At 50.3% G+C, this 12280-nt stretch carries 12 protein-coding genes; 10 read left to right on the forward strand and 2 right to left on the reverse strand.

Annotation, left to right across the window (positions count from 1 at the left end; all coding sequences use genetic code 11):
* Positions 1-14: 14 nt before the first annotated feature.
* Together galK and VIS48_07970 are read right to left on the reverse strand one after the other, a co-directional pair.
* Positions 15-1247 carry a galactokinase gene (gene galK, locus VIS48_07965; GenBank protein HEY9166079.1) on the reverse strand — a complete coding sequence of 411 codons (1233 nt, stop codon included), beginning with the start codon at positions 1245-1247 and terminating at the stop codon, positions 15-17.
* Between the two features lie 215 nt (positions 1248-1462).
* Complete coding sequence (locus VIS48_07970) at positions 1463-2647, reverse strand: hypothetical protein (protein ID HEY9166080.1); 1185 nt, start codon at positions 2645-2647, stop codon at positions 1463-1465.
* Positions 2648-3049: 402 nt separating this feature from the next.
* Between VIS48_07970 and VIS48_07975 the strand changes: the two genes are divergently transcribed.
* The 10 genes from VIS48_07975 (at position 3050) to VIS48_08020 (ending at position 12224) form a co-directional block, all read left to right on the forward strand.
* Positions 3050-3421, forward strand: a complete 372-nt coding sequence (locus tag VIS48_07975) for a response regulator (protein HEY9166081.1) — start codon at positions 3050-3052, stop codon at positions 3419-3421.
* A 12-nt stretch (positions 3422-3433) separates the two neighbouring features.
* Positions 3434-3790, forward strand: a complete 357-nt coding sequence (locus VIS48_07980; protein ID HEY9166082.1) for an STAS domain-containing protein — start codon at positions 3434-3436, stop codon at positions 3788-3790.
* A gap of 55 nt (positions 3791-3845) precedes the next feature.
* Positions 3846-4574 (forward strand): MotA/TolQ/ExbB proton channel family protein, encoded by a 729-nt coding sequence (locus VIS48_07985; protein HEY9166083.1) that lies wholly within the window; start codon positions 3846-3848, stop codon positions 4572-4574.
* Positions 4575-4595: 21 nt separating this feature from the next.
* On the forward strand, positions 4596-5111 hold the full coding sequence (locus tag VIS48_07990) for a biopolymer transporter ExbD (protein ID HEY9166084.1): 516 nt from the start codon (positions 4596-4598) through the stop codon (positions 5109-5111).
* A complete protein-coding gene (locus VIS48_07995) occupies positions 5111-5602 on the forward strand; it encodes a biopolymer transporter ExbD (GenBank protein HEY9166085.1) in 492 nt (163 codons plus the stop codon). Before VIS48_07990 ends, VIS48_07995 begins: the two co-directional genes overlap by 1 nt.
* A gap of 22 nt (positions 5603-5624) precedes the next feature.
* Positions 5625-6374, forward strand: a complete 750-nt coding sequence (locus tag VIS48_08000) for a TonB family protein (GenBank protein HEY9166086.1) — start codon at positions 5625-5627, stop codon at positions 6372-6374.
* A gap of 4 nt (positions 6375-6378) precedes the next feature.
* Positions 6379-7113 (forward strand): energy transducer TonB, encoded by a 735-nt coding sequence (locus VIS48_08005; GenBank protein ID HEY9166087.1) that lies wholly within the window; start codon positions 6379-6381, stop codon positions 7111-7113.
* 219 nt (positions 7114-7332) lie between these two features.
* Positions 7333-8295 carry a substrate-binding domain-containing protein gene (locus VIS48_08010; protein HEY9166088.1) on the forward strand — a complete coding sequence of 321 codons (963 nt, stop codon included), beginning with the start codon at positions 7333-7335 and terminating at the stop codon, positions 8293-8295.
* The gene (locus VIS48_08015; protein ID HEY9166089.1) at positions 8292-9989 is read left to right on the forward strand and encodes a tetratricopeptide repeat protein; all 1698 of its coding nucleotides are present in this window, start codon (positions 8292-8294) and stop codon (positions 9987-9989) included. The genes VIS48_08010 and VIS48_08015 overlap by 4 nt, the downstream gene beginning before the upstream one ends.
* A gap of 96 nt (positions 9990-10085) precedes the next feature.
* Positions 10086-12224 (forward strand): sodium-translocating pyrophosphatase, encoded by a 2139-nt coding sequence (locus VIS48_08020; GenBank protein HEY9166090.1) that lies wholly within the window; start codon positions 10086-10088, stop codon positions 12222-12224.
* The last annotated feature ends 56 nt before the right edge of the window (positions 12225-12280 follow it).

Below are 12280 nucleotides of genomic sequence, written 5' to 3' on the forward strand. Positions count from 1 at the left end.
CTGAGGTCAGTTCTTCAGGAGCGTTCAATACGAGAGCCGCCGCCTGATCCCGCTATGAAGACGCCGCCGTTCTCGTAGCCGTTTTCCCTGTACTTTCGTGCGATTTCATCCGCCAGCTCTTTTTCGTTTTCGGCATTCACCAAACATATGGCGCTTCCACCGAAGCCCGCCCCAGTCATCCTGGCCCCATACACGCCGTCGAGCTGCTCGGAGATTTCCACAAACGCGTCGAGCTCAGGTGAGCTGACTTCATAATTTGTCCTCAAACTCATATGAGATTCGAGCATCAACTTGCCGACTAATTCGCGGTCGTCGTGCTCCAATGCCGATACTGCTTTAAGCACCCGCTCGTTTTCTGTCACGACATGGAGGGCGCGCTCGTAAAGGAGTGGATCCATTTCGGACTGCGCACCCCTCAGGTCGTCGCACGTCACGTCCCGGAGAGTCTGGAATTCTCTACCGCATATCTTCGAAAGCATGGAAGCCGCATCTTGGGACTGTTGCTTGCGTTTGTTGTACTCAGTCGTGGCAAGCGCTCTCTTCACTCCCGTTGTGCAAACGAGTATCGAGCAATCCTGTGGAATCGGCACATATTTGTATTCGAGGGACCTCGTGTCAATAAAGATGGCGTTCCTCTCACGCGCGAATTTGGCTACAAAGGGGTCCATTATGCCGGACTGAACGCCTATGAAGTCGTTCTCGATCTTTTGCGCGAGTATCGGAACCTCCACGTCCTTAAGCTGTATACTGTATAATCCGGCGACCGCTTCAATGATCGAGACTACAAACGCGGCCGAGGAGCTGAGGCCGCTTCCGCGCGGGACATTGCTCGAAATCGCGAAGTTTGTTCCACCGATTTGTTTCATTTCGGACAGGAGAGAGCAGGCACCCTTGATGTAGTTCACCCAGAAATTAGCGCGTTCAAATTTCCCTGTTACGATGTCGAATGAGGTCTTCTTTCCAAGTTCCTTTGAAAACGCAATTGAAAGTTCACCGGTCCTCTTCCCGGCGGCGGTAAACGTGCGCCGATCTATGGCAACCGGCAGGACATACCCGCCGCTGTAATCGGTATGTTCCCCGATGAGGTTTATTCGACCTGGAGCGCTCGCTACTATGTCTGGCGATTTGCCGAACTCGAGTTTGTAGGTCTTGACGATATCTCTTTTAATGTTCTCTTCCACCGGTGCCTGAACATTTTGTTCCAGATACCGAAACGACCTGTCTCTAGTTCTAACCCTTCGAATCAACTTGACTCTGCTATCTCAGTTATTAGAGAATGATGGTTTAATTGTTTCCTTGTTGGAGCCCGAACAGTCCGATCCTCTGCGTACAATATAAGTGGAAACTCAGTCAAAAGAACCTCATAATCTTTCCTCTTATAAATCAAGCTGAGGAAAAAATGATCGAGGTGCTTCGCTAAATGCTGATTGAAACTAGTTCAAATTCTGAAGGCTGATGACAACTAGGCCTCCGTCTCAACAGCCTCCTGCGGAAAAATGAGCTCGCCTCTTCTAAATTTAATAATGGCTGCAATATTTCCAAGAGGGCTTATCAATTCAGGCGAGTGAATGTGCCTGACCGCAGCCCCTTGATGCGCTGCTTCTTCCGTGATATCGTACACAATGTCGTTATCGAATGTCAGCTCTTCTCCGCAACATACGCACGTTTTGCCGTCCGTGTGTGGCATCCCACATTTCGGACAAACAAGTCCGGGCTCCGAGAAATCATCGCCTACTATGAGAGTCTGCAGGTTGTAATCGTGGAGCATCTCAACGGTATTGCGTAAACCCTTAACCGCTCTACCGTCCTTCTCTATTTCCTCTTCAATCTTACTAACGAGCCTCTTTTCCCTTTCCAGCTCGAATGAAGCCTCGATTGATTTTGTTTTCGAGAGAACTTCGTTTTCACTTTCATGAATATCAATTTCTGATATGCCGATCAGGTTCTCCTGTAGCTTTCGCGTCAGAAGGCGGGCGAGATGATCCCCGAGTGGTTTCTTAGCTCCTATAATTAGCTTGTCGAAGTGATTCCTGGAAAAATGTGATCGGACTAGGTCGGCAACACTGGCGACATGAAACCGCGTGTCTTCTTCCTTTCTCTGCATTAGCCTCTTCTCTCGTTTCATGAATGTCTCGAGCAGAGGCTTCCTCTGGATTCTTTTCCTCGTCGTGAAATCAGTGTGCTCAAGCACCTCGTCCATATAAATTTCGAAGAGACGCGCGTTCCTCGAATCAATTAGAACAACTCCAAGTCTGCATCTCTCCTCGAGAAGCGCCTGAAGCGGGCGGACGTAAAAAGTGGAATCGACTATCAGCCTGGATTTTATCGGCACGGGTAAGCGGTATATCTGGTAAAAATGGTCGGCCGAATTGGCGAACACCGCGAGCGACTTGTGTTTCTTGGCGAGATTTTCAACCAGAAGGAGACTCTGGATCCTTCGGAGATCATCTTCAGCAGCCTCAACGAACCTTCGGTTCAGCTGAAGGTCACTGATCTCCTTCCTCGCTGTCTTGATCAAGTCCTTTGCTTCGATCTCCCATTGACCTCTGCTCCGTTCGCTCCAGTCGGTATTCAGGAAAAAAGAGATGGCTACGCCGTCCCTTACAGCGTAGTTCAACAGCAGGTCAACCTCCTGATGCCTGATCATGCCTTTCTCCCTTCATCCCTAAATGAAATCTAATTGCGCTGGAACAGAAAGTCAAACATCTGCGCATACGCCGCCGGATCATATATCGGATGGCTGGAGAAGCTGACGTCGTTTTCTCTGATTCAGCACCGCATTCATACATGCGCCAAAAGCATTCACGAAAATTCAGTTGGGTTGTGCCTAGCTTGAGTTCGGAATACGACCCGATTTGAAACTCTATTGTCTCCACGTTGATAACTCAATGGGCTTGCAAAGTTGGTTTTTCCATTGCAATTTGCACGTGGAGCGATTCCAGTTCTGCTGCCTGAGTGTTGATCAAGTTCAGGATTCTGTTCAAAATGCTGGTTTTCCCGCACTGCTGGCAAAGTCGGAAATGGCACTCTATTTGACGATCAACAGAATGTGCAGGCGCCTCAAGAACCTAGAAATATATTGATTGCGGCTCAAGACTTAAGAGTGGCGGGCCTAATTCAGCAGTATTTGTTGAAGACCGGATTCGTAGCTCAATGTGAACACAATCTTGACGCTGCACTTGAAAAGGTAGTCGGCTCCCGCGTCGACCTCCTGATCGTCGATGGGGAGCTGCCCGAAAAGGCGCTTGGAAATTTTGTAGAAGCGGTTGCCAGACTCAGACCTGGAATGCCAATGATCGCGGTAGGTTTATCGGATCGCGAAATGCAGAGCAAAACACTTTCAGCCTTTGTTTCGAAGTTTGTGGAAAAGCCTTTCAGCATTTCTGACATATCGAGCATCATCAAAGAAACTTTAAACTAATAAGAGGACAAAATGGCATTAAAGGTATCAAAGCTGGCCGACGGTGAGATCGCGGTCGTCGAACCGAAGGGGGAACTCATCGGTGGAGATGAAACCGACGAGGTCCGGACGGAGATAGCAAAATTGTCCGCCGAAGGGAACAAGAAACTCGTGATAGATCTGGGCAAGACAAATTATCTGAACAGCACCGCGATCGGCGCCCTGATCTGGGCACACACACATTATGCAAAGAACGGCGGCGAGGTAAAGTTGGCTAATCTGAACAAGAACATAAAGAACATTTTCGTGGTCACTAAACTCACGATGGTGTTTGATGTTCGTGACACTCAAATCGACGCGGTCGCGAGCTTTTCGAAACCGCAGAAATAAGTTTTCTCTTGAAAACATTAAATAACGAAATCCTTAAAAAGGAGGCTTGATTCAAATGAAACAAGGCTTATTCGCGACAGTCCTTATAATTGTCGCCTTTGCTGTTGCATGGGTCATCTACACATTCACGCTCCCCGATTACATCCAGAGGGGCGGTCCACTCGTGGTACTGCTGATCATGCTGACGATAATGGTTTTCACATACATCTTTGAGCGGATTTTCTCTCTGAGGAAAGCGCAGGGAAAAGGTTCGTTGACAAAATTCCTCAAAGATGTCGAAGATCATCTTAACAACGGCGACATAAGCTCCGCAATAGATGTCTGCAACAAGCAGCACGGCTCGATGGCAAACGTGATCCGTAGCGGACTCGAGAGGTATCAGGAAGTGCTGAAAGACAGCCACGTCGAAGCGGAAAAACACATGGCGGAAGTTCAGCGCGCGATCGAAGAAGCGACTATGCTCGAAACTCCGCTTCTTGAAAAGAACCTCATCGTTCTGTCCACAATTTCCTCCATTGCTACGATGGTGGGTCTGCTGGGAACGGTTATCGGAATGATCCGGGCGTTCAACGCATTAGCGCACGCTGGTGCGCCCGATGCGATCCAGCTTTCGATCGGTATTTCCGAGGCTCTCGTTAATACTGCGGGTGGACTGATTGCAGCCATAACAGGAATCGTCGCATACAATTTCTTTGTCAATAAAGTAGATAGCTTCACATACATGATCGATGAAGCAACAGCGAGTATCATTGCGATTCTTAACGCCCGCAAGTTCGACAAGTAATCGACTAAGGAGTATACGCAAATGCCGAGGATAAAAAAGAGACGGCTCGGGATCAAAATTGACATGACGCCGATGGTCGACGTTGCGACATTGTTGGTGCTGTTTTTCATGACGGCGACATCCTTCAAGCCGCCGGAAGCAGTAACAATAGCGCTGCCGACGTCGGATAAGGGTCCAAAATTACCCGAGAGCGGAGTCATGACAATTGCCGTGGATAAGGATGGTCAGATCTGGATGGGCTTCGACCAACAGCAGATTCGGAAAAATGTTCTTGAACCTCTTTACCCTAACGGTGTAGAGGGAAAGGACGGTAAGCTGATCCCTGTATGGCTTGCCGCTGAAGTGCGCGTGCAGGAAAAGGATCTAGCTCAGCTGGTGGTTAATGCCCGAACTCAGAACATAAGATTGATAACCGTGATAAAGGCGGACAAGGATGCAGACTACGGCCCGGTCATGGATGTAATGAACGATCTCCAGAAAGCTCAGGTGACCAGGTTCAATCTGCAGACTCAGCTCCAGAGTAAGGGAGGTGCATAATGGCTGATGTGCAAACTGCTGAACCTCGCGGCAGGAAAAAAGGTAAACACAAGAAAAAAAGAAGGATTGCAATTCGCATCGATATGACGCCGATGGTGGATCTGATGTTTGTCCTGTTGACTTTCTATATGGTCACGACAGGTTTCAGCCGGCCGCAAGCGATGGAGATAAACATTCCTCCGGGAGATAAGAGTGTCGAAGTTCCCGCATCGAACCTGATGACGCTTAGAATTACGCCGACAGGCGGAATCTTCTGGAATATCGGCACTGATCTTCCGAAGAGAGTCGAATGGAAAGACTTCCGAACTCTGATCGTGAACGGCAACAAAGCAAATCAGCGCCTGATCACCTTAATCAAGGTCGACCGCAAGGCCAAGTATCAGGACATGATAAATATCATCGATGAGCTGAACGTGGACAACGTCGCTCGTTTCAGCTTGGCACCAATGACCGATGATGACCAGAAGATACTTGCCAAGGTTGGCGCGTAAATGAAAAGGAGGTTGATCTATAATGGCTGACATTAAAGCTGCGGAAGCCTCGTTAGGACCGACTAGTTATGGCGCACCGCTTCTGAAGAAGCTGGCACATAAGTACACCGGCTGGGGATTGGCAATAGCGCTAACACTACACGGTCTCGGTATCGGCGCGTACTGGACCGCTGTGGAACTTGGACGCGAAAACGAAAACGTCCCCATGGTAAGAGTCTTGAAATACCAGGAACTGGGGCCGCCGCCATCAATCATGAACCAGCAATCACTTCCACAAGTGGCCGTTTCCGCTCCGATGGCAAAACCGAACGTGGGTATACCGGTACCGGTACCGGACGCCCAGGTCTCGCCAGAACAGACTATCGCCACTCAGCAGGAGCTGAGCAAGATAGCGGGACCGGTGACGCAGACTGGCGGCAACGGTGACTCTGTCGGCGTGGCGCTGGGCGACTTGAAAGTCGGCGATGATGAGCCACCCCCGGATTTCGTCCCCGTCGAGAAGGAACCGCAGATCGTAAAACAAATCCTTCCGAAGTATCCTGAGCTTGCACAGAGAGCAGGGATCGAAGGAAGAGTGATAGTGAAGATCTGGGTCGACAAGGACGGTAAACCCAAACAGGCCGTTGTGTTGAAGAGCGACGCGGAGATTTTCAACGAGCCGGCCAAATCCGCTGCAATGCAGTACCGGTTTACTCCCGCGATCATGAACAAAGGACCGGTATCAGTGTGGGTCGTGATACCGTTTACGTTCAAACTCAAACAGAATCAGTAACGCCATGGCAACTGCGATCGGCATTCAACAGGAGCATTCGGAACTTCGTCACGCGGCGGCGAGGTACGGTGCGATCGGATTGACGATTGCAGTTGCCTTTCATTTCACCGGCATCGGAAGCTACTGGCTCGTGAAGCAGCTTGTTGGAAGCGATGGCGGATCGATTGTCACTGGTAGCGGAAAACCGGCGGGCTATGAGCCGCCCACGTGGATGGATGTCAGACCCTTTGGAACGACACAGGGCGTTCAAATTGCGACGACTATAACTCCAGACAGAGGTGTTCCTGTCATAGTACCGGACGCGGACGTTTCGCCGGAACAGACTATCATGGATCAAAATGCATTGCGACAGTTGACCGGCACCGGGGCCGGAAGCGGTAATGGAACATCCACAAATACTTCCGGCGAGAACAGCACCATCGATAGTGAAAATGTACCGCCTCCCGACACGTTCAGGGCGTTCGAGAAATATCCGGAGTTTATTACAGAAGCGAAGGCGGAGTACCCCGAGATGGCACGCAGGGTCGGGCTACAGGGAAGGGTGGTTGTGAACATTTGGGTTGATAAGCGCGGCGTTCCAAAGAAAGCCATGGTACTGAAATCCGACGGAGAAATCTTCAATCAAGCGGCGATAAATGCCGCGATGCAATGTCGGTTCACTCCGGCCATCATGAACAAGGGGCCGGTGTCTGTGTGGATTAGCATTCCATTTACATTCAGACTCAAGCAGAGTCAGTAGCGGGCAAGGTGGAAGCCGATCGGGAAAGCCCCTTTCAAACTATCCTGAAGTATGTTTCGTACTTCCTGTCCGCCGTCTTTCTTTTGGGCGGGCTTTTCGTTATTTTCGGAGCGCTCGTTCCGACTAATGTCCCGAAGCAATTCAGGATTATGCTCGGCATTGTGCTGATTCTATGGGCAATCTATCGCTTCGTTGTGACTCAAACCAAATCAAGGCGACGTGAAGAAGATTAGAGTTCCGGAATTACTGACGCTACTTCTTGCGGTCTTCATTTTTTCTTGTAACCTCAAGAAACACCCGGACTATTCTCCGACGGAAGGGAACCTTGATGTGTATTGTGCGGAATCAGTCGCACCGTCCGTCACGAAAATAGCTGAAGACTTCATGGGATTGTACCAGAAGGCTCACATCGTGGTACACGCGGTGCCGACCAGGACTGCTATCGTGAAGTTGCTGAACAACGAGACAACCCTTGCCGTTTGTTCAAGACCGTTCAACCAGGGCGAACTTGATGTCATTAAGAAATTTAATATTGAAGTGGACAGCACGAGGGTTGCGCTAGACGGGGTCGCCATAATTGTGAATCACTCGAACCCGCTCGCGCAGATCAATACTTCCCAGCTCAGGGATATCTTCACCGGAAAGGCGACGCGTTGGAGGAATCTGGACCCAAATCTTTCGGGCAGGATAATCCCGGCGCTCGAGAGCCCGAACTCCGGAACGGTAGAATTCTTCCAGAGCAGGGTTATGAAGGGAGAGAAATTCTCCGAAGCCTATCCGTGTTCAAGCATGTCGAACGTATATTCGTTCGTCAGAGATAACAGGTACGCGATCGGTTTCATAAGCGCCGACTGGCTGACGAACGGATCGACCCTTCTCCCGAGTAAGAAGGATCCACCGAAGGCGCTCGATGTCGCCGAGGTCGACTCCACTGCTATGGGATACATCGATCCTAACGTGTTTGGAGCGTACCACTACCCGTGGCCTGCAAATATCGGCCGAAAGTACTATCCGCTTACCAGACCGATCATCTTCTATTCAAGAGATTTCAATCTTGGCCTCGCTGCGGGTTTCCTGACGTACGCGGCGGGTAATCGCGGCCAGAAAATATTTCTAGATAACGGGCTCGTCCCGATGACGGTTCCCGTCAATTATGTACAACTAAACAACCAACCATTATGAAGAAGATTGCACCGCTACTGATTCTATTATTCATTCTTGTCGTCGTGAAAAGCGCTCCGGCTCAGGACCAGCTAACCATGGGAAGAAACCTGTTGAAGAGCAAGGATTGCTCAGGTGCACTTCAATATCTTTTGAGAGCTGTTGCCGACGATCCGAGATCCGCGAAAGTAAATATGTACGTAGGTGAGGCATATCTGTGTCTCGGGAAACTCGACAGCTCGGAATTGTTCCTGCAGAATGCAGTTAAGTATGACGATGAACTTGTGGAAGCATTCGGAGCTCTGGGGCAAACCCTTGCACTGGAAAAAAAGAATACCGACGCTATCCAATATTATAAAGTTGCTTCTCAATTAGACCCCAAGAATTCGTCCTATGTGATCTCGCTTGGCAACAATTATCTCGCCATAGATTCTCTCGACAATGCGATGCAGGCCTTTTACAAGGCAAGGGACATGAACGATAAGAACGCCCGCGCGATCGAAGGAATTGCCGACGTATACCGGGAACAGGGGATACTTGACGCGGCGATAGACAACTACAAAGAAGCCCTTACCCTGGATTCACTCAATGTGCCGTTGAGGTTGAAGCTTGCAAACACCTACATGAAGAACAACGATGGGACGGATGCGTATCAGGAGTTCGTGAACGCTACCCAGATTGAGCCGAACAATGCCGAAGCGCAAAGGCAGGCGGGAGAAATTCTCTATATCAACAAGAAATACCGTGAAGCATTCACTTTTCTGGAAAAATATCACCAACTCGTTCCGAACGACGACAAAGCGCTTCTCCATCTTGGGGAGTCCGCTGTTGAAGGCAAGTTTTATCCCGAGGCAGTCAAGTACTATCAGGAATACCTGAAGAAATACCCCAACTCAGTTGAAGCCAAGAAGAACCTGGCTGCGGCTTATTTCTTCTGGCAGAAAGCTCCGGACGCATATAACACTTTCAAGTCCATTCCCATTGATTCCATGAGTGTCAAGGATCTTACCAGGTTTGGGATCGCTGCTCAGGCCGTAAAAGACACGAATGCTACCATCGATGCCTGGAGCCACGCGGTAAAGCTCGATACTACACAATCCGTTCTTGAGAATCTCCTCGCAAATACTCTCTTTGCCTCGAAGCGGTACGACCAGGCAATAGTTCATTTCCAGAGACACCTTGCGATGACCCCGGATGATGTCGCAGCGGAATTGAACATGGGGTTGTGCTACATCGTCGTCAAGGATTATCCCGACGCGATCACGGCACTGCGGAGAGTTGTTTCGATCAAGCCGGACAACTTCGTCGGGACGCACTGGCTCGCGCTTACATACTCGCTGGTGGATTCGGTGGACGAGGAGACCGAAGTGTATCAGAATGTGATAAAGCTTGCACTCGCGGACACATCGGCGGATCATTCTTCCGAACTCAACGAGGCTTACAGGCAGATCGGTTTTTCGAAGCTGATGGCGGGGAGCAAATTAACAAAGGACAAACCCGATGAGGCGAAGAAATATTTCACCGATGCCCAGCAGGATCTTATGACGGCTCTCAAGTACGATCCAAAGGAGCTGAAGACGCACGCTCTGCTTGCACAGGACTACGCCTTTCTCGGAAAGATCGACGATGCATGCAAAGAGATCAAGTTAGTATTGAAGCAAGACCCGAAGAACGATCAGATGATCAAACTTCAAAAAGCACTAAACTGCGAGTAACATACTGAAGTGATATCGGCTGAGTAGATTCACTCACGCCTTCATCTCTGTCTAAATAAATTCGAAACCTTAATTGCAAACTAAGGAGAACTAATAGTGGAATTAACACTGATTCTGTGCATTAGCGTGCTTTCTCTTCTGTTCGCGGTGTATCTTGCGGCGCGGATTATGAAACAGGATCGCGGCACACCGGAGATGCAGAAGATCGGTGACGCAATCCGTCAGGGGGCGGAAGCGTTTTTGAAAAGACAATATTCGACTATAGCGATGCTTAGCGTCGTTGTAGCTGCCATCATATTTATCCTCTACGCTTGGGTGAGGAAACCTATGCCGAACGATCCGGTCGCCCCGGAACGTCTCGCTGCTTACACGGCACTTGCATTTCTTTTCGGAGCTTTGTGTTCGGGCATCGCGGGATTCATTGGTATGTTTGTTTCGATCCGATCCAATACACGTACAGCTAATGCTGCACTGACTTCTCTCAACCGTGCTCTTCAGATTTCAATGCGCGGAGGCGCAGTATCAGGACTATTCGTGGTGGCAATGAGTCTGCTCGGCGTTGGCGGACTTTTCGGAACTCTCAAGGCAATGGGCACTCCGATTGAGAAGATTCCCTTCATGATCGTCGGATTCGGATTCGGTGCGTCATTCGTTGCGTTGTTCGCCCAACTCGGAGGCGGAATCTACACCAAGGCTGCCGATGTCGGCGCCGACCTCGTCGGAAAAGTCGAGGCGGGCATACCCGAAGATGATCCGAGAAATCCCGCCGTGATCGCGGACCTAGTCGGCGATAACGTCGGCGACTGCGCGGGCCGCGGAGCGGACCTGTTCGAGTCGACAGCCGCTGAAAATATCGGCGCTATGATCCTGGGCGTCGCACTGTATACTCTTCCAGTTTTTAACCATAGCATCAGTGTCATTATGTTCCCGCTTGTTGTGCGTGCCTTCGGACTAATTGCCTCAATTGTGGGGGTGATGTGCGTACGGACTCGCGAAGATGCAGATCCAATGCAGGCGTTAAACCGCGGTTACTACATTACCTCCGCTCTCGCAGCAATCGGATTTTTCATCGGATCAAGGTGGCTTCTGTACACTCCCGGCGCACCGAATGCCTGGTTGTATTTTTTCGCCGCGGGTATGGTCGGAATCCTCACAAGCATTGCATTCGTCTACATTACACAGTATTTCACCGAATACAAATACAGACCTGTCAAATCGATTGCCGAAGCATCTCAGACGGGCCCGGCGACTAATATCATCACTGGTTTTGCTGTCGGACTCGAGTCGACATGGATGCCTGTCATCACGATCTCGATCGCGATTGTCGGTTCTTACTATCTCGGGTTGGCGACAGGCATTCCGAACGCCGGGCTCTTCGGAACGGCTGTAGCCACGATGGGAATGCTTGGAACCGCGGCATATATACTCGCGATGGATACCTTCGGCCCGATCACTGATAACGCGGGCGGAATCGTCGAGATGAGCGGTCAGCCTGAAAATGTTCGCAAGAAAACTGACCGGCTTGACGCGATAGGGAATACCACAAAGGCATTGACAAAAGGTTACGCGATCGGTTCCGCCGCTCTCGCAGCATTCCTACTCTTCTCTGCATATATAGATGATGTTAATGTGCTCCTGAAGGAAAAAGGACTTCCTGCGATGACTTCCGTGAACATTGCAAGGCCGGAGGTGTTCATCGGCGGACTCCTCGGTGCGGCGTTGGTGTTCCTGTTCAGCTCGCTCGCGATCAAGGCAGTCGGCAAGGCGGCATATTTCGTCATCAATGATGTGCGCGCCCAATTCAAAGAAAAACCCGGAATACTCGCAGGCACCGACCAGCCGGATTACGGACGCACGGTCGATATCGTTACTCGCGCTGCGCTCCGCAGCATGGTTGGTCCCGGACTCCTTGCCGTCGGAACTCCGATAGCGGTCGGAGTGATTTTCAGGTTGTTCAATGTCGGCGCCGAAGCAGTCGCGGCTCTCCTCATGGTTGGAACGATCGCCGGGATACTTGTGGCCATACTTTTGAACAATGGCGGTGGCGCGTGGGACAACGCGAAGAAATATATTGAGACCGGTATGTATGGTGGGAAGAGAAGTGAGACTCATAAAGCGGCAGTCGTCGGCGACACCGTAGGTGATCCGTTCAAAGACACTGCGGGACCTTCACTGCATGTGCTGATAAAACTTCTCGCAACAATTACCCTCGTTCTCGCACCGCTGTTCGTATAGCTAATCTCGATACACCTGAGATAAAAGAGGCAATTCGCTCAGAGCGGGTTGCCTCT

Source organism: Candidatus Kryptoniota bacterium (assembly GCA_036567965.1).
Taxonomy (GTDB): domain Bacteria; phylum Bacteroidota; class Ignavibacteria; order Kryptoniales; family JAKASW01; genus JAKASW01.

Bases quoted from the DNA above. Each gene is read 5' to 3' on its own strand.
- VIS48_07985 (HEY9166083.1), top strand. From the start codon at position 3,846: ATGAAACAAGGCTTATTCGCGACAGTCCTTATAATTGTCGCCTTTGCT.
- VIS48_07970 (HEY9166080.1), bottom strand. From the start codon at position 2,647: ATGATCAGGCATCAGGAGGTTGACCTGCTGTTGAACTACGCTGTAAGG.
- VIS48_07990 (HEY9166084.1), top strand. From the start codon at position 4,596: ATGCCGAGGATAAAAAAGAGACGGCTCGGGATCAAAATTGACATGACG.
- VIS48_07995 (HEY9166085.1), top strand. From the start codon at position 5,111: ATGGCTGATGTGCAAACTGCTGAACCTCGCGGCAGGAAAAAAGGTAAA.
- VIS48_08000 (HEY9166086.1), top strand. From the start codon at position 5,625: ATGGCTGACATTAAAGCTGCGGAAGCCTCGTTAGGACCGACTAGTTAT.
- VIS48_08005 (HEY9166087.1), top strand. From the start codon at position 6,379: ATGGCAACTGCGATCGGCATTCAACAGGAGCATTCGGAACTTCGTCAC.
- VIS48_07980 (HEY9166082.1), top strand. From the start codon at position 3,434: ATGGCATTAAAGGTATCAAAGCTGGCCGACGGTGAGATCGCGGTCGTC.
- VIS48_08015 (HEY9166089.1), top strand. From the start codon at position 8,292: ATGAAGAAGATTGCACCGCTACTGATTCTATTATTCATTCTTGTCGTC.